This is a genomic window from Qipengyuania sp. JC766, assembly GCF_040717445.1.
Classification (GTDB): Bacteria; Pseudomonadota; Alphaproteobacteria; order Sphingomonadales; family Sphingomonadaceae; genus JC766.
Genome location: NZ_JBFEFL010000001.1, coordinates 2075113 through 2098692 on the forward strand (window position 1 = coordinate 2075113; position 23580 = coordinate 2098692).

The following is a 23580-nucleotide window of genomic DNA, read 5'->3' on the forward strand; positions in this document are numbered from 1 at the left end:
CCCGATCACATCGCGGCGTCTTCCGATCTTTCGTAGGTCATGTCGGCGGAGCGTGGGCCGTTGGCCTCGGCTTCGGGGCCTTCAAGCTGGTAGAGATATCCGTCGGCAACGCCGAAGACCATGTTCTCCTCGCCGTCGCGGATCAGGATGCGGCTGTTGTCGCTGTACCAGCTGAATTCGCCGGTCTTCACGAGCCCGTCCTCGCCTTGCAGGCGGTAGGTATCGTCTTCGCCCAGTGCGATCGTGGTCGACGTGCCGTCCGCGCGGCGGAGCTGGTAAGTGCCTTGATAATCGACGGTATTTCGCGCATCCAGCGGCACTTCGGGATAGCTGACCTCGGTCTTCGGGACGGTCACGTCTACCGCTTCGCCTTCGACCGGATCGGCGGCATCCCCGCCTCCGCCGCATGCGGCGAGGGCCAGCGTGGCGGGCGCGATTGCGAGCGTTGTCAGAAACTTGCGCATCGGAAATTCCTCCTCTTTGTCTCTCGTTCAAGCAACACGGATGCGGGGCGATTGTTTCGCCGGGCCTGCGCCAGGAGTGCATTTGTCACGTCATTGAAGCGCTCGATGTGGTAGCGGCGAAGCATGATTCGATCCGTTTGCCGGGGCCTCGCCCTTCCGCTTTCCGTCCTCCTCCTTTCCGCCTGCGCCACGACCGCTCCCGAGAGCGTGTCCGGCAGCGCGGAGCCGGTGAAGGTCGGCATTATCGGCCTCAACGATTTCCACGGCAATCTCCAGCCGGTGTCGCGGCCGTTCGAGATCGACGACGCGACCGAAGTGCAGGCGGGCGGCGCGGCCTATCTTGCCAGCGCCATCGATGCGCTTCGCGCGCGGCAGGAAAACACGCTGGTCATTTCCGCAGGCGACCTCATCAGCGCGAGCCCGCTGGTGTCCTCCCTGTTCCTGGACGAGCCGACCGTCGGCGCCATGAACCGCATGGGGCTGGACTTCAACGCGGTCGGCAATCACGAATTCGACCGGGGCTGGCGCGAACTCAAGCGGCTGGCCGAAGGTGGCTGCGCAAAGCTGACCATGCGCGAACCTTGCGCGGTCGAGCCGGACTATGCCGGTGCGCAGTTCGGTTTCCTCGCCGCCAACGTGCTGGCCGCGCCGGAAGTCTCGCAGGACGGCACGCTGTTCCCGGGCACTGCGATTCGCCGCTTCGGCACCGGAAAGCGCGAAGTCGCGATCGGCATCATCGGGCTGACGCTGGAAGGCACGCCCGGCCTCGTCACCCCTCAGGGGATCGAGGGGCTGACCTTCGCCGACGAGGCGGAGACGATCAACGCCGCCGCCGCGGACCTCGACGCGAACGGAGTGGATGCCGTGGTGGTCGCGATCCACCAGGGCCTCGCCCCGGACGACCAGCCCGACGTGTTCGGCTGCGCCGCGATCTCGGGCCCCTTGCGCGAAATCCTCGACCGGCTGTCCCCCGGTATCGACGTGGTCATTTCCGGTCACACCCATCGCCCCTATGTCTGCGACTATGCCACGGTCGATCCCGCACGCCCCATGCTGGTGACGAGCGCGGCGTGGGGCGGGCAGATGCTGACCGACATCACGCTCACCATCGATCCGGTGGCGGGCCACGTGACCGGCCGGACCGCGCGCAATCTCGTGGTCGGGAACGATCGCGACCTGATGCGCGAAGGCGTGCTGGCACCCGAACCGCGCGCCGACATCGCCGCCTATGTCGCGCGCTATGCCGAAGCTGCCAGGGAATCGGAATCGCGGCCGGTCGGCACGCTGTCCGGCCCGGCGCGCAAGGACGGGCTGGAGAACCCGCTCGGCAACATCATCGCCGACGCGCAGCTGGAAGCGACGCGGCCGGCGGGAGCGCGCATCGCGCTGATGAACCCCGGCGGCATCCGCGGCGACCTGGTGCCCGATGCGAACGGCACGCTCACCTTCGGACAGATCTACACCGTCCAGCCCTTCGGCAACACGCTGGTCACCAAGACCTTCACCGGCACCCAGCTGCTGGCGCTGCTACGGACGCAGACCGAGGGGGACCGGCAGACGATCTTCGCCGGATCGCGCGGTTTCCGGCAGGTTTTCGAGCGCGACGGCGAGCAGCTGCGTTTCGTCTCGGCCTCGCTCAACGGCCGGCCGATCCGGGCCGGGGAAACCTACCGCGTCACCATGAACAGCTTCCTCTCGACCGGCGGCGACGGCTTCACCGTCTTCGCCGAAGGCACCGACGCGGTGACCGGTCCGGTCGATCTCGACGCGATGGAAGCCTATCTCGACGGCGAAGCGGTCCGCGAACTGCCCGTTTCGGACCGCATCACGATCCGGGACTGACCTACATCCGGAAGACGCCGAACTGCGGGCGGTCCGCGATCGGCGCTTCGAGGCAGGCGGAAAAGGCGAGGCCCAGCACGTCGCGCGTCTGCGCCGGGTCGATCACGCCGTCGTCCCACAGGCGCGCGGTGGCGTAATAGGGGTTGCCTTCGTCCTCGTATTTCTGGCGAATGGGCGCCTTGAATTCCTCGGCCTGTTCCTCGCTCCAGCTGTCGGCATCGCGGTGGACCGTGGCGAGCACGCTGGCCGCCTGTTCCCCGCCCATCACGGAAATGCGCGCATTGGGCCAGGTGAACAGGAAACGCGGGGAATAGGCGCGCCCGGCCATGCCGTAATTGCCCGCGCCGAAGCTGCCGCCGATGACAACGGTGATCTTCGGCACGCTGGCGGTGGCGACCGCCGTTACCAGCTTCGCGCCATGCTTGGCGATGCCTTCCGCCTCGTACTTCCCGCCGACCATGAAGCCGGAAATGTTCTGCAGGAACAGCAGCGGGATGCGCCGCTGGCAGGCGAGTTCGATGAAGTGCGCGCCTTTCTGCGCGCTTTCGGAAAACAGCACGCCGTTATTGGCGAGGATCGCCACCGGCATGCCCCAGATATGGGCGAAGCCGCAGACCAGCGTGCTGCCGTATTGCTGCTTGAATTCGTGGAATTCGCTGCCGTCCACCAGCCGGGCGATGACCTCGTGCACGTCGTAGGGCGCACGCACGTCGTCGGGGATCAGGGCGTAGAGATCGTCCGCGTCGAATTTCGGCGGACGCGGGTCCTTGAGGGCGATGTCGCGCGCCGCGCCGGTGTTGGCGCCCAGATGGCTGACGATGTCGCGCACGATGGTGAGCGCGTGCTCGTCGTTTTCCGCCAGGTGGTCGACCACGCCCGATTTCTTCGCGTGCAGGTCGCCGCCGCCCAGGTCCTCGGCGCTGATTTCCTCGCCGGTGGCCGCCTTCACCAGCGGCGGCCCGGCGAGGAAGATCGTGCCCTGTTCGCGCACGATCACCGTCTCGTCGCTCATCGCGGGCACATAGGCGCCGCCCGCGGTGCAGCTTCCCATGACGCACGCGATCTGCGGGATGCCGGCCGCGCTCATGTTCGCCTGGTTGAAGAAGATGCGCCCGAAATGGTCGCGGTCGGGGAAGACTTCCGCCTGGTAGGGCAGGTTCGCCCCGCCGCTGTCGACCAGGTAGATGCAGGGCAGGCGGTTCTCCGCCGCGATTTCCTGCGCCCGCAAGTGCTTCTTGACCGTCATCGGGTAATAGGAGCCGCCCTTCACCGTCGCATCGTTGGCGGCGATCATGACCTGCCGCCCGGACACGCGGCCGATACCGGCGATGATGGAAGCGCCGTTGACGTCCCCTTCATACATGCCGTTCGCGGCCAGCTGGCCGATCTCGAGGAACGGTGAGCCCGGATCGAGCAACCGCTCCACCCGCTCGCGCGGGAGCAGCTTGCCCCGGCTGACATGCTTTTCCCGGTGCCGCTCGGGCCCGCCCAGCGCGGCTTCGGCGACCTTCGCGCGCAATTCGTCGGCCAGCCCCTTGTTATGCGCAAAACGCGCCTTGGCATCCGGGCTTTCGCGGTCGAGCGTCGAAGTGAGTATCGGTGCGGTCATCGTCTCTCCTTGATCACGCCCTAACCGTCTTGCATGGCATCGCCAAGGCGGGAGGAGAACGGCGATGAAATCGGTATCGGAGGGCTTTGCGGCCATGCTCGCAGTGGTGCTCGCGGCGGGCTTCGCATTTGCGCATCCGGCCGATGCCCGGCCGCAGGTGGCGGCGCAGGCCCTCCCGCAGGTTCGGCCGGCGCCGGAGCAGGTTCCCTATTCCCCGCCGGTTGCGCCGCCCTGCCGCCGCGTGGGCGACGTGCCGTCGCTGACCATCGATCCCGCGATCGCGGCCGAGCTGGCCGGGATCGGGCTGGACCGCGAGGCGATCTTCGCGCGGATGCAGGAAACCTCGATCCCGGAGACGATGGGGTGCTGGGCCATGCCGGTCGGCAATTTCGACAGCCAGCTGGTCTCCGTCGGCATGGCGCAATGGAATTACGGCACCGGCAGCCTGCAACCGGTGCTGAAGGAATGGCGCGCCTCCTTCCGGTCGCGCCGCGCGGCTAAGCGCGAACTGGACCGGCTCGCCCCGGTCTACGGCACGCTGCTGTTTTCGAAATCCTGCCTCGCGGTGCCCGTGAAGGACGCCTGCCGCGAGGGCATCCTTGCGGCGCACGCTCCGGACGGCAAGCTCAACCCGGTGATCATGGCCGAGCTGACCGCCCTGTTCGAAAGCGACGCGATGCTGCAGGTGCAGCTCGATCATTACCTTGCCCTGCTGCAGGATGTCCGCGCGGAATTGCAGCGCGTCTTTCCCGATGGCCCGATCACGATGCGCAAGGTGCGCTGGGCGATCGACATGCGGGTCCAGCAGAAGGGGCTGCCGCCGAGCGAGGATATCGCCCGGCTGCGGGCGCGGATCGCCGCGATGCCGCCCGAACAGCGGGCACCGCGGCTGGAAGCGATCTTCGGCTGGTACGAGAACATTTCGCAGACCATCGACCAGGACGGGATCGGGCGGGACTACGCCTGGAACCTGATGCAATGGCGCTGCATGCTGGCGCGCGGCGAGGTGGACGACGAGCAGTACGAACTGCTCCATATCACTTTCCTGCGCAGCCGGTCCGCAACCGGCAATTCGGGCCGCTGGCAGGCGCTCACCTTCTCGCGCCGGGGCAAGATCGTGATGGGCGTGGGCAGCGTGAGCGGGGTGCGCGACGGCAGCTGCGGCTAGCCCGCCGCCCCGATCAGTTCGCGCCCGATGAGCATCCGGCGGATCTCGTTCGTGCCGGCCCCGATGTCGAGCAGCTTGGCGTCGCGCATGTAGCGTTCCACCGGCCAGTCCAGCGTGTAGCCCGCGCCGCCCAGCGCCTGGACGCTTTCGGCCGCGACCCGGAAGGCGTTTTCCGACGACAGCAGGATGACGCCCGCCGCATCGAAGCGCGTCGTCTGTCCCGCATCGCAGGCCTTGGCCACCGCATAGGTGTAGGCACGCGCCGATTGCAGCGCGACATACATGTCCGCGACCTTGGCCTGCATCAGCTGGAAACTGCCGATGGGCTTCCCGAACTGCGTCCGTTCGCGAAGGTAGGGGATGACCGTGTCGAGGCAGGCCTGCATGATGCCGAGCTGCAATCCGGCAAGCACCACGCGCTCGTAATCGAGCCCGCTCATCAGCACGCCGACGCCGCCGTTAACGGGGCCCATCACGCGGTCCTCCGGGATGCGGCAATCGTCGAACACGAGTTCCGCCGTGGGCGAACCCTTCATGCCGACCTTCTCGATCTTCTGGCCGATGGAGAAACCTGCGTCCCCCTTTTCGATCAGGAAAGCGGTGATGCCGCGCGATCCGGCCTCGCTGTCGGTCTTGGCGTAGACCACCAGCGTATCGGCATAGGGCGCGTTGGTGATCCAGAACTTGGTCCCGTTGAGGACGTAGCCGCCGTCCACCTTCTCCGCCTTCAGCTTCATGGAGACGACGTCCGATCCCGCGGCGGCCTCGCTCATCGCGAGCGAGCCGACCTGTTCGCCGCTGATGAGGCCGGGCAGGTACTTCGCCTTCTGCTCCGCATTGCCCCAGCGGCGGATCTGGTTGAGGCAGAGGTTGGAATGCGCACCGTAGGACAGGCCGATGCTGGCGCTCGCGCGGCTGACTTCTTCGACCGCGATGACGTGTTCGAGATAGCCCAGGCCGAGGCCGCCATCCGCTTCCTCGACCGTGATGCCGTGCAGGCCCAGTTCGCCCATCTGCTGCCAGAGCTCGTCGCGCGGGAACCAGTCCTCGCGATCGACCTTTTCCGCCAGCGGCGCGATCTGTTCGTCAGCGAAGCGGGCGGTGGTCTCGCGAATCATGTCGGCGGTCTCGCCGAGCTGGAAATCGAAGTCGGGGGTGGCGCGCATGGGAACTCCTGTGGTGCCCGGACCGCATAGCGAAGCCGCCCGGTCGCATCAAATCGAATGGGGGCGCGGCAAAATTCAATGGAATCAAGGGGCGAGCGAATATCAAGTTTCGCACCGGTTCATGTTGATTTCGCGCGGCTTTGGATTAAGATATGCGCTGGCCACACGATGACTGAAGACACTCTCACACCGTGGCCCCCTGGCCGTGCCCCAGCCGAGGATATGTGCGGGGAGGAGGATCGCCTCAGGATCCTGTCGACCTATGGTCTCGACACGCTCCAGGACGATCCCGAACTTACCGAGATAACCCGCTTCGCCGCGCGCCTGTGCGGTACGCCCATCTCCATGGTCACGCTGGTCGAGGAGGAGCGGCAGCGTTTCCTCGCCCGCAGCGGCACCGACGAGACCGAAACGCCGCGCCCGACCTCGTTCTGCGCCCACGCCATGCTGGGCGCACAGCCGCTGGTGGTGCCGGACACGCGCGAGGACCCGACCTTCCGCGACAACCCCCTCGTCACCGGCGATCCCCACATCCGGTTCTACGCCGGGGCGCCGCTGATCAGCCACGAGGGCGCGCCGCTCGGCTCGCTGTGCGTGGTCGATACCGAGCCGCATCCCGATGGCCTGACCGAAATGCAGCTGGACGGGCTGCAGGTTCTGGCCGCGTCCGTCATGCGCCGCCTCAGGACGCAGCGCGAATTCCGCCAGCGGCTGGAACATGCGGAACGCAGCCGCGGACAGCTGGAAGCGCTCGCCAACTCCATTCCCGACATTGCCTGGAGCACCGACAGCGAGGGCCGCGTCGAATATTTCAACGACCGCTGGTACGATTTCACCGGCGGCACGACCGAGATTCTGGATACGCAGGAATACGGCGAGTACTTCCACCCGGAGGACCGGTCTCAATGGGACCAGCTCTGGCAGGAGCATCTCAAGAGCGGCGATCCCTACGAGGCCGAGTTCCGCATCAAGCGCGCCGATGGCGAATATCGCTGGATGCTGGGTCGCGGGGTGCCCGTGAAGCGCGCCAATGGCCATGTGGAGAAATGGTTCGGCACCATCACGGATATCGACGACGCGCATCGCCGTCTGGACGCGCGCGAGATGGTCACGCGCGAACTGTCGCACCGGATCAAGAACATCTTCGCCGTCGTGTCCGGACTGATGGCGATCAAGGGCCGCGACTGGCCCGAATCGCGCCAGGCGTTCGACGACGTGTCGAAAACCCTGGACGCGCTGGGCCGGGCGCACGGCTACGTAACGCAGGACACCGCCCGCAAGGGCGAGACGCTGCACGGCATCCTGCGCGCGCTCCTCGCACCCTATGGCGACGTGTCTGGCCACCGGCTCAAGATTACCGGGCAGGACGTGCCGGTCGATGCGAAGTCGGCAACGCCGCTCGCGCTCGTCTATCACGAACTCGCCACCAATTCGGCCAAGTACGGCGCGTTCTCCGTCGCGGAAGGCCGGGTGACGATCGAGACCGGCCTCGACGAAGGCAAGCTGACCGTCGAATGGACCGAGAGCGGCGGCCCGCCGGTCAGCGCGCCCGAAGGCGTCGGCTTCGGATCGAGGCTCGTCGAAATGACCGTGCGTAACCAGCTACGCGGCAGCCTCGACCGCAGGTTCGAGGAAGAAGGCCTCGTCGCCCGTCTCGAACTGGAACGCGACCGGCTTTGACCCGCGCCCGGCGGGCGGATAGGGCAGGTCCCGTGGGCGGGGCGGCACTCTCTTTCCGGAATTGCACCAAGCGCTTCGGCGCAATCGTGGCCGTCGACGACATCTCGCTCGACATCGCCGACGGTGCCTTTGTCGCGCTGGTCGGCCAGTCCGGCTCCGGCAAGTCCACCCTGCTCAAGACCGTCAATCGCCTGATCGAACCCGATTCCGGCGAAGTGCTGCTCGAAGGCGAGGACGTGCGCAGCGGCCCCGCGCCGGCCGTGCGACGCCGCATCGGCTACGTTTTCCAGGGGATCGGGCTCTTCCCGCACATGACCGTCGGGCAGAACATCGCCATCGGACCGCGCCTGGCCGGTGCGCCCATCGGTCAGGACCGGCTGGCCGAGCTGCTCGAAATGGTCGAGCTCGACGCCAGCTTCGCCGCCCGTATGCCGGACGAGCTGTCCGGCGGGCAGCGCCAGCGCATCGGCGTCGCGCGCGCGCTCGCGGGCGACCCGCATCTGCTGCTGATGGACGAGCCGTTCGGCGCGCTCGATCCCGTGACGCGCGACGCGCTCGGCAAGAGAGTGCGCGACCTGCACCGCGAACTGGGCCTGACGACCGTCATGGTCACGCACGACATGGCCGAGGCGCTGTTGCTGGCCGATCGCGTGCTGGTGATGGAAGCGGGCCGGATCGTGGCGGACTGCACGCCCGCGCAACTGATGGCCGGCGAAGGCGGCGCGATCGCGCAGGGACTGGTGGACGTACCGCGCGAACAGGCGCGCATGATGGCCGGGCTCGCTTCGTGAACGGAGTCTGGACCGCCTTGCTCGGCCTCGGGGACAAACTCGCCGCCCATGTGATCCTAGCCGCGTCCGCGATAGCGCTCGGCATCGCCGTCACCCTGCCGCTGGCGGTCTGGGCCAGCCGCAACCGGCAGGTCGGGCGCGCGGTGCTGGGTTTCGCCAGCCTCGTCCAGACGATCCCGGCCCTGGCCCTCCTCGCCCTGTTCTTCCCGATCCTGCTGTCCCTGCGCGCCGTCTTCGGCGAAGGCCTGCCGACGCTGGGCTTCCTGCCCGCGCTGCTGGCCTTGGCGCTCTACGCCCTGCTCCCGATCCTGCGCAACGCGGTCACCGCGCGCGAACATATGGAGGCCGGCGTACTGGAAGCGGCAGACGGGGTCGGCATGACCGGCTGGCAGAAGCTGCGCCTGGTCGAGGCGCCACTCGCTGCGCCCTACATCATGGCGGGCATCCGCACGGCCAGCGTCTGGACCATCGGCGCGGCAACGCTTTCGACCACCATCGGCCAGCCGAGCCTGGGTGATCCGATTTTCGCCGGACTGCAGACCCAGAACTGGGCACTGGTCCTTGCCGGCTGCATCGGGTCCGCCGGTCTGGCCCTGATTGCGGACGGGCTCCTCGGCCTCGTCGAAAAGGGCTTCGCAACGCGGCGGAGCTGGATGGTCTGGACCGGCCTCGGCATCGCGCTGCTCGGCGTGGCCGCTGCCGGCTGGACCCTGCGCCCGGCGAGCGACGACCGGGAGACGATATCGATCGCCGCCAAGCAGTTCAGCGAGCAGTACATCCTGGCCCGGCTCATCGGGAACCGGCTGGAGGAGGCGGGATATCGCGTCGAATATCGCGACGGGCTGGGGTCCGCGGTCGTCCACCAGGCGCTGACCAGCGGCAATGTGGACATCGCGATTGACTACACCGGGACGCTGTGGACCAACCAGCTCGGCCGGCAGGACAATCCCGGGCGCGACGCGATGTACCGGCGGATTGCCGAGTGGGAGCGGGATACCACCGGTACGCTGGTGCTGGGCAAGCTCGGCTTCGAGAATGCCTACGGCTTCGCCATGCGGTCCGATCGCGCGCGCGACCTCGGCGTCACATCGCTCGCCGACCTGTCCCGCGTATCCCCCCGCCTGACCATGGGCGGGGACCCGGAATGGTTCGAGCGGCCCGAATGGGAAGCGGTGCGCGATGCCTACGGCCTGCGCTTCGCGGAGCAGCGAAACTTCTCGCCCACCTTCATGTATAACGCGCTCCAGTCGGGCGAGGCCGACGTCATCAGCGCCTATACCTCCGACGGACGCATCGCCGCCGACGGCCTCGTCATCCTCGACGATCCGCGCGAAGCGCTGCCGTCCTACGATGCGTTGCTGATGATCACGCCGTCGCGCGCGGACGACGAGCCTTTTCTGGAAGCGCTACGGCCGCTCATCGGATCGATCGATGTCGAGATGATGCGCGAGGCGAACCTGGCCGTCGATGGCGACGAGGGCCTGAGCCCGGCACAGGTGGCGCGGCAGTTGCAGCAGAGGATTACCGAAGGCTCCTGACAGGCTTCCTCCATGAAGGAAGCCCAATGGTCAGGACGGTTGCGCGAACCCGGCACCGCCTGGCCATGCGGCGTGCGCCACGCCCATCGCCTTGAACAACCTGCCCATCTGATCCGCGTCGATCAGGCGATGCATCGCCGCGTCGATATCTTCGGCGTAATGGGGGGCAGCCTTTGCCAGCGCCTGCGCCCGCGCCTCGACCCCCAGTGCGCGCAGCCAGTCCCCCTGGCCCACGGTCCCCAGATTTCTCAGGCCGCGCGATTCGGCGATATTGGCCAGCGTACCGAAATCGACATGGGCCGTAAGGTCGGCGCTCCCCGGCGTTTCGAACGGATCGACCTTGCGATGCGCCCTGACCGCCTGCAGCGTGGATCCCGCGTCCGGCCGCTGCGCGCCGTAATCGAAGACCAACGCGCAACCGCCCTGTTCGGCCAGCCGGTGGAACAGTTCGTAAGCGACCGCGGCGGCGGCCGGACATGTCTCGACAATGCTGCCGGGCGGCAAGTCGCCCGCACCGGCGGGCATGGCGGCATCCATCGGCTGTTTGCCCGCGACAAACACGAAATCGTCCCCGTCCAGCGCGATCATGCGTTCGCGCCATCCTTCCTCGGTCCGGACCAGCTGGCGCACCGGCAGCGCGTCGAAGAATTCGTTCGCCACGACCAGCAGCGGATCGTCCCACGGCAGGGTGGACACATCGTCGTGCCATTGCGCCTGAGGTACCGCGGCCAGCTGCACTTCGCGCAAGGTCCGCGACGTTTCGACGAAATGGACTGCCGGCTCCAGCCCGTACCGCTTCATGGCGCGCAGGGCGTCCTTCGCCAGCGTACCGCGACCCGGGCCCAATTCGACGTAGGAGACGGGCTCTTCCCGGCCCGAATTGATCCACATGTCGGCCAGCCACAGGCCGATCAGTTCGCCGAACATCTGGCTGATTTCGGGTGCGGTGACGAAGTCCCCTGCCCCGCCCAGCGGATCGCGCGTCGCGTAATAACGCGCGTTGCTTTCCCCCATGAACTGCACCAGCGAGATCGGACCGGTGTTCCGGATCAGCCGGCGGAAGATCTCCGCCAGCTCGCCGTCCGGTTCCGGTAGGGTCGTCACGCGCCGTGCGTCACGCGGTGGCGGAATCGAACCGCCCGGTCCCGCCGGCGAGCGGCTTGCGGCGCAGGGCCCAGACCATGACCGCGATGCCCAGAAGGATCAGCGGGATCGTGAGCCACTGGCCCATCGAAAGCCCGGTTTCCTCGGCGAACTGTCGCAGCTGCGCATCCGGTTCGCGGAAGAATTCGTTGGTGAAGCGGGCGATGCCCATGCCGAGCGTGAAGGTCCCGACCAGCAGTCCGGGCCGGTACCGCGCATTGGTCTTCCAGAACATCAGCAGCAGGATCACGATCAGTGCCAGCCCCTCCAGCCCGGCCTGGTAGAGCTGGCTGGGATGGCGCGGGATGCCTTCCGGATCGGTGGGGAAGATCATGGCCCAGGGCACGTCGGTCGGGCCGCGGCCGTACAACTCGCCGTTCACGAAGTTCGCGAGACGGCCGAACAGCATGCCGAAGGGCACGCAAACCGCGATGTAGTCGCACACCCGGATGAAGTTCAGCTTCCCGCGCCAGGTGACCCAGGTGATCGCCACCAGCACGCCGATCAGGCCGCCGTGGAAGGCCATGCCGCCATCCCACAACCGCAGCAGGTTCCAGCTGACGAAGCCTTCGCCGTTGAAGCTGGTGAAGAGCGAGGGATCGTAGAAGGTGGCATATCCCAGCCGTCCGCCCAGGATGATGCCCAGCGTGCAGTAGAAGAACAGGTCTTCGGCATGGCGCTGCGCCATCGGTGCGCCCGGCGCCCGGATCATGCGCGTCAGGTGCCAGTATCCCAGCACGATGCCGGCAAGGTAGGCGAGCGAATACCACCGCAGGATTATGGGTACGCCGAAGACCTCGAATCCGAGATCGATCCCGCTCGACAGGCCCAGATCCTGCCAGAGGATCGGATCGCCGGTCGATGCAGCCAATAGTGACAGGTCCACGCTTAACCCCTAGATAATCCGCAAACGTGCGGGATCGTCCCAATGCGCGCGGCTTTTGGCATAGGCTTTCGGCGGGGGGAACCCTCGACGCGGTCCGGACCGGCAAAATCCCCGTGGCCCCTGGGCGCGAGACACCGCATTGCGCACACACGAGAGAGGAGACCGCCGCAGATGCCGACCGAACTGGACAATGCCCTCGAGAAGATTGTCGCTGGACTGACCCAGCCGGGCATGCCCTTCGAAACGACCCCGTTCGAGAAATTCGGCGTGGAAATGCCGGCATTCAAGGGCGCGCCGCCAAGCCTGGCGCATTACCTCGCCCATTTCTGCAACGAGCACAAAGACGTGCCCTTCGTGGTCGATGGCGATGTCCGCCTGACCTTCGGCGAAATCTACGCCCACGCCGCGGCGGTGGCGGCCGGCCTTGCGAACGAGCATGGCGTGAAGAAGGGCGACCGGGTCGGCATCGCGGCGCGCAATTCGGCGAACTGGATGATCGCGCACATGGGCGTCGTCATGGCGGGCGGCTGCGCCACGCTGCTGAACGGCTTCTGGAGCGGAGAGGAGCTCGCCTACGGCATCCGGCTGTGCGAATGCGACCTGGTGCTGGCCGATCCGCAGCGCGCCAAGCGCATCCAGGGAACCGATCACCCGGCGAAGGTGGTGGTGATCGAGCACGGCGATCCCGCGACCGGCCTCGCCGCCATTCGCGGGGAGGGCGACACGGCGATGGCCATGCTGGGCGAGCTGGGGCCGGATGACCTTTGCACCATTCTTTACACTTCGGGCTCCACCGGGCAGAGCAAGGGCGCCTATTCCGACCATCGCGGCGTCGTCCACGGGGTCATGAGCTACATTTCGCAAACCGCGATGAGCAAGCTGTACCTCGAATCCACGGGCGAGGATCTGAGCAGGCAGCCCTGCGCCCTGGTCGCGGTGCCGCTGTTCCACGTGACGGGCGAGATACCGCTCTGGCTGCAGAGCTTCGGGATCGGTCGCAAGCTGGTACTGATGCCCAAATGGGATGCGCGCGAGGCGCTGCGCCTGATGGAAGCGGAAAAGGTCACCTATTTCGTCGGCGTGCCGCTGATGAGCTACGAGATCGCCTCCCATCCCGAGCGCGAGCAGTTCGACCTGTCCGCCTGCAAGAGCTTCGCCGCCGGCGGCGCCCCGCGCCCGGTCGAACACGTGAACAAGATCAAGGAAGCGTTTCCCGGCGGCTTCCCCCTGCTCGGTTATGGCCTGACGGAAACCAATGCCGTCGGCTGCGGCAATTTCAACGAGAACTACCTCGCCAAGCCCGGCAGCACCGGGCGGGCGAGCGAACCGCTGGTCGATCTCGCCATCCTCGACGATGCCGGCCGGCCGCTGCCGCAGGGCGAAACCGGCGAGGTCTGCATCCGCACGGTCGCCAACTTCCTCGGCTACTGGAAGAACGAGGAAGCGACCCGCGAGGCCTTTACCGATGACGGATACTTCCGGACCGGCGACCTCGGCTATCTCGACGAGGACGGCTACCTGTTCATCGTCGACCGCAAGAAGGACATCATCATCCGCGGCGGGGAAAACATTTCCTGCATCGAGGTGGAGGAAGCGATCTACGCCAACGAAGGCATCGCCGAATGTTCGGTCTTCGGCCTGCCGGACGAACGCTTCGGCGAGATCCCGGCCGCCGTCTACCTGCCGAAGTCGGGCGTCGACATGGCACCGGACGACCTGCGCGACTTCCTGCTGGCCAGCATCGCGCCGTTCAAGGTGCCGCGCGCCGAACACATCTGGCGCGCCGGCGAGACCCTGCCGCGCCTCGGCACCCAGAAGGTCGACAAGCGCGCCGTCCGCCAGCAATTCGCAAAGGACCTCCTCGGCAATTGACCCGGCTGCGCATACCCGACCAGAGAGCCGTCATCGACCGGCGCCGGCTGGACGCAGCGATCGGCGAACTTGTCGCGCGCGAAGGCAGGGACGCGCGGCAGCCGATCGTCGAACTCCTGCGCGGCGCCCTGGATGACGGGCGCGAGGAACTGGGGCGAAGGCTGGAAGAAAACCCGTCCGCGGGGCACGAAATCTGCGCCGGTCATTCCTTCCTGATCGACCAGCTGGTCCGCCTGATCCATGATCACGTCAGCACCAATGTCTACCCGTCCGCGAACCGTTCTACCAACGAACGGATCGCGATCATGGCCGTCGGCGGATACGGCCGGTCCGAGATGGCACCGCACAGCGATGTCGATATCGGGTTCCTGACCCCGTCCCGCCGGACTCCCTGGTGCGAGCAGGTGATCGAGGCGATCCTGTATTTCCTGTGGGACCTGGGGCTGAAGGTCGGTCATTCAAGCCGCACACCGGACGAGGTCGTGCGCATGGCGCGCGAAGACCTCACGATCCGCACCGCACTGGTCGAAGGGCGCTACCTGTGGGGCGACAACGACCTGTACGAAGAGGCGCAGCGGCGCTTCACCGCCGAGGTCGTCACAGGGAGCGAACGCGATTTCCTGAGCGCCAAGCTCGCCGAACGCAACGAGCGCCACCGGCGGATGGGGGACAGCCGCTACGTCGTCGAACCCAATGTGAAGGACGGCAAGGGCGGCCTGCGCGACCTGCATGCGCTCTACTGGATCGGGAAGTATATCCACCAGGCGACCACCGCGTCCGAACTGGTCGATGCCGGCCTGTTTACGAAGGGCGAATACCGCAATTTCCGGCGCGCCGAAGGTTTCATGCTGGCGGTCCGGTGCCACCTGCACACGATTACCGGCCGCGCGGAGGATCGCCTGACATTCGACCTGCAGCGACAGGTCGCGGAGCGGATGGGCTTTGCCGACCGTCCCGGGAAAAGCGCAGTCGAGCGCTTCATGCAGTACTATTTCCTGCAGGCGAAGCGTGTCGGCAGCCTGACCGGCGTGTTCCTGGCCCATCTGGACGAGCAATTCGCCGCCAGGCGCGCGCGGCGCGGCCTGCTCGCGGGGTTCCGTGCGAAGCCGCGGGACCTGAAGGGTTATCGCGTCTTCGGAGGCAAGATCGCCGCGCCATCGGAAGACTGGTTCGCCCGGGACCCGGTGCGCCTGATCGAGATTTTCCAGCTCGCCGAGAAGGAAGAACTGGAAGTCCATCCCGAAACGATGCGCATCGCCGCGCGCAACGCCAAGCTGATCGATGCCGAGGTCCGCAAGGACCCGCGCGCCAATGCGCTTTTCCTTGGAGTGCTGACGGGTCGCAACGATCCGGAGACGGTGCTGCGCTGGATGAACGAGACCAACGTCCTCGGGCGATTCGTGCCCGATTTCGGCAAGGTCAACGCGCAGATGCAGTTCGACATGTACCACCACTACACGGTCGACGAGCACACGATCCGCGCCATCGGCTTGCTCAACAAGGTGGAGAAGGGCGAACTGGCCGAGGATCATCCGCGCGCCACCAAGATGATCCACCGGGTCGCTTCGCGCAGGGCCCTGTTCGTGGCGGTCCTGCTGCACGACATCGCGAAGGGCCGCGGCGGCGACCACTCTGTCCTGGGCGCCAAGGTGGCGCTCCGGCTGTGTCCGCGCTTCGGCCTGAACGATCGCGAGACCGAGCTCGTCGCATGGCTGGTGCGCTATCACCTGCTGATGAGTTCCACCGCGCAGAAGCGCGACCTGACCGATCCGAAGACGATCGAGGATTTCGTTGCGCAAGTGCAGGGTCACGAGAAGCTGCGCAACCTCGCCATCCTGACCGCCGTCGACATTCGGGCGGTCGGGCCGGGGACATGGAACAGCTGGAAGGGCCAGTTGCTGGGCGAACTGTACGACGCCGCGCACGAGCGCTTGCGGCTGGGCCATATCAGGCAGGGTCGCGAGCAACGGATCGAGGGCCGGAAGGAAACCGTCCGGGAACTGCTGGGCGAGAAAGGACAGCTCGTCGACGACTACGATCGCCTGTTCCCCGCGTCCTACTGGATCGCGGAGCCCGAGGAAATCATCGCGCGCAACCTAGTCCAGTATTCGGTCGCGCGGGGAAAGAAGGAAGGCCTGTCGATCCATTGCGAGTTCGACGAGGAGCGCGGCGCGACGCTGGTTTCGGTCATCGCCTCGGACCACCCCGGCCTGTTCTACCGGATCGCGGGTGGCATCCATCTGGCGGGTGGCAACATTATCGACGCGCGCATCCATACCAATCGTGACGGCTGGGCGGTCGACAATTTCCTGGTGCAGGATCCGCTCGGCAAGTCCTTCTGCGAGGACGAGCAGATCGCGCGGATCAAGCAATCGATCGCCGATGCGCTGGCGAACCGCATCGATCTGGAACCGCGGCTGGCGAAGCGTCCGCTGCCGCGCACGCGCTCGGGCGCGTTCGACGTCAATCCATATGTCGTATTCGACAACAGCGCCTCAAACCGGCTGACGGTCATAGAGGTCAACGCCCGCGACCGGCCCGCGCTGCTCAACCGGCTGGCCCGATCGCTCTTCGAGAACCAGCTCATCATCCACTCGGCGCACATCACGGCTTACGGGGAACGGGCGGCCGACACGTTCTATGTCACCGACACCCTGGGGGACAAGGTGCTGTCGCGCGACCGGCTCGCGGCGATCGAGGCGGACCTGCTCGACGCGGCGAGCGATGCCCGTCAGGCGGAGATGGAAGACGCGTGAACGCAACACTCGTCTAGAAAATCAGGGCGTTCGTGAAATTTTTGTTGCGATACGGACCGCCAGAGTCTCAAATCAAAAGAAAACTGATAATTCATAATGGGAGAGACTATGAAGACCTTTGGTTCACTACGCGCGCTCGCCTTCTTCGGGGCCGGCATGGCCCTCGCACCTTCGGCCTACGCGCAGGAGGCGCCGGAACCGACCCCCGACACCGATGCCGCCTCGGTCGAGGACGACAGCGTCCTCATCGTCGTCACCGCACAGGGTCGCGAGCAGGAGCTGTCCGATGTCCCGGTCGCCGTGTCCGCGGTTTCCGCCGACCAGCTAGCCAAGTCCGGCACGAACGACATCCGCGAACTGAACCAGGTCGCCCCTTCGCTGCTCGTGTCTTCCACGGGTAACGAAGCCAACGGATCCGCGCGTATTCGCGGTATCGGCACCGTCGGGGACAACCCCGGCCTCGAAAGCTCTGTCGCGGTGTTCGTCGACGGGGTGTATCGCTCGCGCTCGGGCAACGCACTGTCCGAACTCGGGCCTCTCGACCGGGTGGAAATCCTGCGCGGCCCGCAGGGCACGCTCGGCGGGCGCAACGCCTCGGCCGGTCTCATCAGCATCTATACCGCGCCGCCCGAATTCGAAGCCGGCGGCTATGGCTATTTCACCTACGGCAATTTCGACGCGATCCGCGCGGAAGCAGGCGTCAACATCCCGCTCGGCACGACTGTCGCCGCGCGTGTCGACGGCGTCTATTTCGAACGCGACGGCTTCTACAACGACGTGAACAATGGCGGCACGGTCAATGATCGCGACCGCTACTTGGTCCGCGGCCAGCTGCTCTTCGAACCCAGCGACGACCTGAGTTTCCGCGTCGTCGCCGACTATTCGAAGAAGGACGAGGCGTGCTGCGCAGCGACCTTCGTGCAGCCCGACTTCGCGCCGCTGGCCCGCGTAAGCCCGGGTCTCGACACCTTCGCGCGTCCGCTGCCAGGCGCCCCGGCGCTGACCAGCACCGATAACCCGATCATCAACGTGCTCCTCGGCCTGGGTCAGGATCCGCGCGCGCTTACCCAAAGCACGTTCAATCGCGACATCTATGTCACGCCGGGTCGCTCCTACGACGGTGAAACGGAAGATTACGGCGTTTCGGGCGAGCTGAACTGGAGCTTCGGCGATGTGAACTTCACGTCCATCACCGGATACCGCGAATATTCGAACACGCAGGGATCGGATACCGACTACACGCAGGTCGACATCCTCTACCGTGCGCCGGGCGACAATGCTGGTGCTCGCGCGTTCGAGACGTTCACCCAGGAATTCCGGCTCAACGGTTCGCTGTTCAATGACCGGTTCGACTGGCTGATCGGCGCCTATTACGCCGACGAACAGCTGCAGACCCGCGACAATCTGCGGTTCGGTTCGCAGTACGGCACCTTCGCTTCGTGCCGCATTGCGATCGCGCTTGCCCCGACGCTCGGCCCGACCACGGTCAACCCGGGCAACGCCAACTGCCTCGGTGCTGGCGCCCAGGGTGCACTGATCGGAGATCCCGCCAACCCCCTCGACGGGGCTTTCGGACCGGCCGGCGACGCGCTGGTGAACGGGCTCAACATCCTGTCGCAGATCCGCGACCGCGGCAGCACGATGGATGTCTACAACCAGAACAGCCGCAACTTCGCCCTGTTCACGCACAACATCTTCGCGATCACCGATACCGTCGATCTGACGCTGGGTGCCCGTTACACGAACGAGCGCAAGGAATTCGACGCGACGTTCGGCAACGACAACATCTTCTGCCCGCAACAGCGCGCGTTGCAGAATGCCACCCTGCTGAACCCGACCTTCCTCGCGAACTTCCCGGCCGCCCTGCGTCCGACGTTCCAGGGTCTCGGCGGGGGCCTTGTCTCGCTGTCCTGCCAAGGCAACTCGACATCCGAACTCGACGGCGTGTCGATCGACGACGAGCGGGAAGAAGACCAGTTCACCGGGACCGCGATCCTGAGCTGGAAGCCGACCGACGACCTGCTGCTCTACGGCAGCTATTCGCGCGGCTACAAGGCGGGTGGCTTCAACCTCGACCGTTCCGCGCTCCAGGCGAGCCCGGTGGTCGGCAATCCGGCGGTGACCGGATCGGCCGACAACCTGCAGTTCGAGGAAGAGACCGTTACGGCATACGAAATCGGGGCCAAGTACGCCAAGCGCGACTTCAGCCTGAGCCTCGCCGCGTTCCGCCAGGAGTTCTCGAACTTCCAGCTGAATACGTTCAACGGCTCGGTCTTCCTCGTGCAGAACGTCAATGCCTGCGGCACCGATCTCGGTGGCGCGGACACCGACGCAAGCGCCGCGACGGGATCGTGCAATGCGGACGACGTCGAACCCGGCGTAATCTCGGAAGGCGTTGAACTGGAACTGGCGCTCAACCCGATCCGTGACTTCGGCATGACGCTGGGTCTCACCTACGCCGATACGAAGTACCAGGAAAACCTGATCGGCAACGACACGGGTGCCCCGCTGGATCCGGCGCTGCGCCTGCTGCCGGGCGACAACCTGTCCAATGCGCCGGAAATCACCGCGACCACGTCGTTCAGCTGGACGCCGCGTCTGGGTGACGGTCCGGCGCGGGGCTTGGTGTTCGTCAACGCCCGCATGGTGGACGATTACAACACCGGTTCCGACCTCCTCTACGGGAAGGAACAGGACTCGTTCTTCGTCATGAACGCCCGTGTCGGCGTCACGGACATCGCGGACGCGTTCTCGGTCGAGGCGTGGGTGCAGAACCTGACCGATACGGATTACACCCAGGTCGCGTTCAACACGCCGTTCGTCGCGCCACAGCAGACCTACTCGGCCTACCTCGCCGAACCGCGCACCTACGGCGTCACTGTGCGCGCGGAGTTCTGATCGCAGGCAACAGCCGCAGACGGGAAAGGGGGCGCTCACCGGCGCCCCCTTTTTTCTATCCCAATTTTCCTGACCCGATCAGGTCCCGGGTCGTTCTCCAAAGAGTGCGGTCCCCACGCGGACATGCGTGGCCCCGAGCATGATCGCGGTCGGATAATCGCCGCTCATTCCCATGCTGCGTCCGTCTAGGCCATTGTCGCGCGCCAGCTTGTCCAGCAGGGCGAAGAACGGCGCCGGCTCGATATCCGCCGGCGGCAGGCACATCAGGCCGGCAACCGGAATATCCGCCTCGCGCGTCCGGGCGAGGAAGTCCGGCAGGTCCGCGACCGCGCATCCGCCCTTCTGCGGTTCTTCGCCGACGTCCACCTGGATGAAGCAGGGCACGCGCCTGCCGGCCTTGTCCATCGCCTTGGCCAGCGCCTTCAGGAGGCTCGGCCGGTCGAGCGAATGGATGCAATCGAAGGTCGCGACGGCATCGTCCGCCTTGTTCGACTGCAGCTGCCCAACGAGGTGCAGGCGGACGTCCGGGAAGCGCTCCCGCAGTTCGGGCCATTTCTCCTGCGCTTCCTGCACCCGGTTCTCGCCGAAGACCCGGTGCCCCTGCTCCAGCAAAGGCTCGATTGCCGCGGCCGAATGCTTCTTGCTGACCGCCACGAGAGTGACGTCCTCGGGCTTGCGCCGCGCAATCCGGCACGCCTTTGCGATCTCGGCCCGGACCATGGCCAGCAGGGTGTCTGTCGTATCCATTATCCGGCCGCTATAGCGCCTGCGTGCTGCGCGACCACCCCTCCACCCGCCCTGCCGGACGAGTATCCCGGCCACTCCCCGCGCTCTGGCTGCTCTCGGACGCGCGCAACGATGCGCAGCTGGAAGCCGCCGTCGGACGCCTGCCGCGCGGATCGGCGTTCGTGTACCGCCACTACGACCTTGCGCCAGACGAACGCCGGCGGCGGTTCGAACGGCTGAAGGCACTGTGCCGGGCGGCAGATCATGCAGTCATCCTGGCCGACAGCGCGCTCACCGCGCGCGAGTGGGGTGCGGACGGTATCTATGGCGCTCCGCTGATGCTGACGCCACGGCGGCAGGGACTACTCTCGATCGCGACCGCGCACGATCTGGCGGAGATCGGGCAGGCCCACCTGATCGGGGCCGATGCGATCATGCTGTCGCCCGTATTCCCGACGCGCTCCCATCCGGGTGCAGACGTGCTGGGACCCGTGCGCTTCCGCCTGCTCGCATCCCGCGCCGCGATGCCCGTCATCGCGCTCGGCGGCATGACGCCACGATCCGCGATGCGGCTTGGCTGCACCCGCTGGGCGGCGATTGACGGACTTTCTGCAAGGCGTTCTTGACCGGGAGTCCGGGCTCTGCGATTCCCCTTTCGTTCGCACATTGAGGGGAATTGCGCATGGCCAGCCGCGCCATCGGAAAATCGAACGCCGCCGATTGGCGTCTTGCCTTCCGGCGCTCGCTGCGCCGCGCCCTGCAGGTCGGCGGTGCCGTCGCGCTCTTCGCCCTTCTGTTGTTCCTCGCGATCGCCCTGCTGACCTACAGCCAGACAGACCCGAGCATCTCTACCGCGGCCGACGGAAGCGACATCGACAACTGGATGGGCGCGTCCGGCGCATGGATGGCGGAACGCATCTATTTCCTGTTCGGGCGGACGGGATGGCTGATCCTGCCGATGCTTTACGTTTTCGCCCGCAAGCTGTGGCGCGATGTCGAGCAGGAAGACCGGGACACCGACACGCCGTGGTGGCGCCCGATCGCGCTGCTCATCCTGGCGATGGCGCTTCTCTCGACCGTCCTCTCGCTCACTTTCTCCGCGCCGGGCGGGACCATGCCGGCTTCGGCGGGTGGCTTTACCGGACTGCTGGGCGCTCTCGCGGTCGAGGGGATCGCGGGCCTGTTCGGGGAAAGCCTCGATGGCTGGGTGATCGGGCTGCTCGCGCTCGCGGCGCTTGCCGCCGGCGTATCGCTCGTGACACGCGTGTTCGCGATCGACTGGGTTCAGCTGCTGACCCTGCCGGACTTCCTGCGCAACCGGATGCCCGAGGCGGCGGCGAAGATTCCCGCACTGCCGCGCAAGGCCGCATCGACCGGCCCGGCGCCGAAGAGCGACAGGCCGGTCGCGGCAAAGCCGACCACCGACGAGGAACCGGCCCCGCGGCGCGCGACGGAAATCACCGATCCGCGCCAGCCGCCCAAGAAGGCGGTCCTGACGCAGGCCACGCAGAAGGACATGTTCGCTGACTACGAATTGCCGAGCCTCGACCTGCTGGCCGAACCGCCGCCGCAGAAGGGTCCGCCGCTCGACAAGCTGGCACTGGAACGCAATGCGCGCCTGCTTGAAACGGTGCTCGACGATTTCAACGTGAAGGGCGAGATCACCGCCGTGCGAACCGGCCCGGTGGTCACGATGTACGAGCTGGAGCCTGCTCCGGGCATCAAGGCTAGCCGCGTCGTCGGACTGGCTGAAGACATCGCGCGGAACATGAGTGCCGTTTCCGCCCGCGTCTCGCCGATCCCCGGCAAGACCGTGATGGGCATCGAACTGCCCAACGCGGATCGCCAGACCGTGGCGCTGAAGGAACTGATGGCGTGCGAGGCCTTTGCCGAAGCCAAGGGCGCGCTTCCCATCATCCTGGGCAAGGATATCGCCGGCGAACCGATCATCGCGGACCTTGCCGCCATGCCCCACCTGCTGGTTGCGGGCACGACCGGGTCGGGCAAGTCCGTGGGCCTGAACTGCATCCTGATGAGCCTGCTCTATCGCTTCACGCCGGAAGAGTGCCGCCTGATCCTGATCGATCCGAAGGTGCTGGAGCTCAAGACCTACGACGACATCCCGCACCTGCTTAGCCGGGTCGTCACCGAGCCGCACAAATCCGTCCGCGCGCTGAAATGGGCGGTCGAGGAGATGGAACGGCGATACCGGATGATGAGCAGCGTCAATTCGCGCAACATCGCCGGTTTCAACGAGAAGGTCCGCGCGGCCGCTGCGAAGGGCACGCCGCTGGGCCGACGCGTCCAGACCGGCTTCGATCCCGAAACCGGCGAGGAATTGTTCGAGGAGGAACAGCTCGACTACCAGCCACTTCCCAAGATCGTGCTGATCGTGGACGAACTCGCCGACCTCATGGTGACGGTCGGCAAGGAAATCGAAGTCCTGATCCAGCGCCTCAGCCAGAAATCGCGCGCGGCGGGCATCCACCTGATCATGGCGACGCAGCGCCCCTCGGTCGACGTGATCACCGGCGTCATCAAGGCGAACCTGCCGACCCGGATCAGCTTCAAGGTCACCAGCCGCATCGACAGCCGCACCATCCTGGGCGAGCAGGGCAGCGAGCAGCTGCTGGGCAAGGGGGACATGCTCTACAAGCCGAGCAGCGGCGCGACCGTGCGCGTGCACGGTCCGTTCGTCAGCGACGAGGAAGTGGAAGTCGTGGCCGACCACTGGCGCGGCCAGGGCAGCCCGGAATATGTCGATGCCGTCACCGAGGAACCGGAAGACGGCGGCGGCCTGGCCTTCGAGGACGAGATGACCGCTTCCGACAATCCGGAAGAGCGCAAGTATCGACAGGCCTGCCAGATCGTGATCGAAAACCAGAAGGCGTCCGGATCCTGGCTCCAGCGCCAGATGGGCGTCGGCTACAACACGGCGGCCAAGTGGATCGAGCGCATGGAAGGCGAAGGGCTGGTGGGCCCCGCCAACCATGTCGGGCGCCGCGAGATCTTCCGCGACCAGGACGGCAACCCGCTTTAGG

General features: G+C 66.3%; 16 protein-coding genes. 10 read left to right on the plus strand and 6 right to left on the minus strand.

The genetic code is table 11. The features are described from left to right. Positions 1 to 5: 5 nt before the first annotated feature. On the minus strand, positions 6 to 464 hold the full coding sequence (locus tag AB1K63_RS10020; RefSeq protein WP_366959976.1) for a hypothetical protein: 459 nt from the start codon (positions 462 to 464) through the stop codon (positions 6 to 8). 123 nt (positions 465 to 587) lie between these two features. Between AB1K63_RS10020 and AB1K63_RS10025 the strand changes: the two genes are divergently transcribed. After that, complete coding sequence (locus AB1K63_RS10025; RefSeq protein ID WP_366959977.1) at positions 588 to 2306, plus strand: bifunctional metallophosphatase/5'-nucleotidase; 1719 nt, start codon at positions 588 to 590, stop codon at positions 2304 to 2306. A gap of 1 nt (position 2307) precedes the next feature. Here AB1K63_RS10025 and AB1K63_RS10030 read toward each other — a convergent pair whose 3' ends face one another. Then, the gene (locus AB1K63_RS10030; protein WP_366959978.1) at positions 2308 to 3915 is read right to left on the minus strand and encodes a carboxyl transferase domain-containing protein; all 1608 of its coding nucleotides are present in this window, start codon (positions 3913 to 3915) and stop codon (positions 2308 to 2310) included. 64 nt (positions 3916 to 3979) lie between these two features. Here AB1K63_RS10030 and AB1K63_RS10035 point away from each other — a divergent pair, with 64 nt between their 5' ends. Further along, positions 3980 to 5083 carry a hypothetical protein gene (locus AB1K63_RS10035; RefSeq protein ID WP_366959979.1) on the plus strand — a complete coding sequence of 368 codons (1104 nt, stop codon included), beginning with the start codon at positions 3980 to 3982 and terminating at the stop codon, positions 5081 to 5083. Here AB1K63_RS10035 and AB1K63_RS10040 read toward each other — a convergent pair. Beyond that, on the minus strand, positions 5080 to 6249 hold the full coding sequence (locus tag AB1K63_RS10040) for an isovaleryl-CoA dehydrogenase (RefSeq protein ID WP_366959980.1): 1170 nt from the start codon (positions 6247 to 6249) through the stop codon (positions 5080 to 5082). The genes AB1K63_RS10035 and AB1K63_RS10040 overlap by 4 nt on opposite strands. A gap of 168 nt (positions 6250 to 6417) precedes the next feature. On the opposite strand from AB1K63_RS10040, the gene AB1K63_RS10045 reads away from it, so the two are divergent. From AB1K63_RS10045 to AB1K63_RS10055, 3 genes are all read left to right on the plus strand, one after another. Then, positions 6418 to 7929 carry a PAS domain-containing protein gene (locus AB1K63_RS10045; RefSeq protein ID WP_366959982.1) on the plus strand — a complete coding sequence of 504 codons (1512 nt, stop codon included), beginning with the start codon at positions 6418 to 6420 and terminating at the stop codon, positions 7927 to 7929. Positions 7930 to 8015: 86 nt separating this feature from the next. Further along, the gene (locus AB1K63_RS10050; protein WP_366959984.1) at positions 8016 to 8720 is read left to right on the plus strand and encodes an ATP-binding cassette domain-containing protein; all 705 of its coding nucleotides are present in this window, start codon (positions 8016 to 8018) and stop codon (positions 8718 to 8720) included. Continuing rightward, positions 8717 to 10258: an ABC transporter permease/substrate-binding protein gene (locus tag AB1K63_RS10055; RefSeq protein ID WP_366959985.1), complete on the plus strand. Its 1542-nt coding sequence runs from the start codon at positions 8717 to 8719 to the stop codon at positions 10256 to 10258. The genes AB1K63_RS10050 and AB1K63_RS10055 overlap by 4 nt, the downstream gene beginning before the upstream one ends. Before the next feature lie 30 nt (positions 10259 to 10288). On the opposite strand, the gene AB1K63_RS10060 is transcribed toward AB1K63_RS10055, so the two are convergent. Both AB1K63_RS10060 and lgt read right to left on the minus strand, forming a co-directional pair. Then, on the minus strand, positions 10289 to 11362 hold the full coding sequence (locus AB1K63_RS10060; RefSeq protein WP_366959986.1) for an SAM-dependent methyltransferase: 1074 nt from the start codon (positions 11360 to 11362) through the stop codon (positions 10289 to 10291). 10 nt (positions 11363 to 11372) lie between these two features. After that, positions 11373 to 12287, minus strand: a complete 915-nt coding sequence (lgt, locus tag AB1K63_RS10065) for a prolipoprotein diacylglyceryl transferase (RefSeq protein ID WP_366959987.1) — start codon at positions 12285 to 12287, stop codon at positions 11373 to 11375. Positions 12288 to 12458: 171 nt separating this feature from the next. Here lgt and AB1K63_RS10070 point away from each other — a divergent pair, with 171 nt between their 5' ends. The 3 genes from AB1K63_RS10070 to AB1K63_RS10080 all read left to right on the plus strand — a co-directional run bounded on the left by AB1K63_RS10070 (position 12459) and on the right by AB1K63_RS10080 (position 19813). Further along, a complete protein-coding gene (locus tag AB1K63_RS10070; protein ID WP_366959988.1) occupies positions 12459 to 14159 on the plus strand; it encodes a class I adenylate-forming enzyme family protein in 1701 nt (566 codons plus the stop codon). Then, positions 14156 to 16915, plus strand: coding sequence for a [protein-PII] uridylyltransferase (locus AB1K63_RS10075; RefSeq protein WP_366959989.1), 2760 nt, complete (start codon positions 14156 to 14158; stop codon positions 16913 to 16915). The genes AB1K63_RS10070 and AB1K63_RS10075 overlap by 4 nt, the downstream gene beginning before the upstream one ends. A 108-nt stretch (positions 16916 to 17023) precedes the next feature. Continuing rightward, the gene (locus AB1K63_RS10080; protein WP_366959990.1) at positions 17024 to 19813 is read left to right on the plus strand and encodes a TonB-dependent receptor; all 2790 of its coding nucleotides are present in this window, start codon (positions 17024 to 17026) and stop codon (positions 19811 to 19813) included. Positions 19814 to 19891: 78 nt separating this feature from the next. Here AB1K63_RS10080 and AB1K63_RS10085 read toward each other — a convergent pair whose 3' ends face one another. Next, positions 19892 to 20560: a YggS family pyridoxal phosphate-dependent enzyme gene (locus AB1K63_RS10085; RefSeq protein WP_366959991.1), complete on the minus strand. Its 669-nt coding sequence runs from the start codon at positions 20558 to 20560 to the stop codon at positions 19892 to 19894. Between the two features lie 23 nt (positions 20561 to 20583). On the opposite strand from AB1K63_RS10085, the gene AB1K63_RS10090 reads away from it, so the two are divergent. After that, positions 20584 to 21165 (plus strand): thiamine phosphate synthase, encoded by a 582-nt coding sequence (locus AB1K63_RS10090; protein WP_366959992.1) that lies wholly within the window; start codon positions 20584 to 20586, stop codon positions 21163 to 21165. A 56-nt stretch (positions 21166 to 21221) separates the two neighbouring features. Beyond that, positions 21222 to 23579, plus strand: coding sequence for a DNA translocase FtsK 4TM domain-containing protein (locus AB1K63_RS10095; RefSeq protein ID WP_366959993.1), 2358 nt, complete (start codon positions 21222 to 21224; stop codon positions 23577 to 23579). Position 23580 lies beyond the last annotated feature (1 nt).

Bases quoted from the DNA above. Each gene is read 5' to 3' on its own strand.
- AB1K63_RS10020 (WP_366959976.1), bottom strand. From the start codon at position 464: ATGCGCAAGTTTCTGACAACGCTCGCAATCGCGCCCGCCACGCTGGCC.
- AB1K63_RS10025 (WP_366959977.1), top strand. From the start codon at position 588: ATGATTCGATCCGTTTGCCGGGGCCTCGCCCTTCCGCTTTCCGTCCTC.
- AB1K63_RS10030 (WP_366959978.1), bottom strand. From the start codon at position 3,915: ATGACCGCACCGATACTCACTTCGACGCTCGACCGCGAAAGCCCGGAT.
- AB1K63_RS10035 (WP_366959979.1), top strand. From the start codon at position 3,980: ATGAAATCGGTATCGGAGGGCTTTGCGGCCATGCTCGCAGTGGTGCTC.
- AB1K63_RS10040 (WP_366959980.1), bottom strand. From the start codon at position 6,249: ATGCGCGCCACCCCCGACTTCGATTTCCAGCTCGGCGAGACCGCCGAC.
- AB1K63_RS10045 (WP_366959982.1), top strand. From the start codon at position 6,418: ATGACTGAAGACACTCTCACACCGTGGCCCCCTGGCCGTGCCCCAGCC.
- AB1K63_RS10070 (WP_366959988.1), top strand. From the start codon at position 12,459: ATGCCGACCGAACTGGACAATGCCCTCGAGAAGATTGTCGCTGGACTG.
- AB1K63_RS10080 (WP_366959990.1), top strand. From the start codon at position 17,024: ATGAAGACCTTTGGTTCACTACGCGCGCTCGCCTTCTTCGGGGCCGGC.
- AB1K63_RS10085 (WP_366959991.1), bottom strand. From the start codon at position 20,560: ATGGATACGACAGACACCCTGCTGGCCATGGTCCGGGCCGAGATCGCA.
- AB1K63_RS10095 (WP_366959993.1), top strand. From the start codon at position 21,222: ATGGCCAGCCGCGCCATCGGAAAATCGAACGCCGCCGATTGGCGTCTT.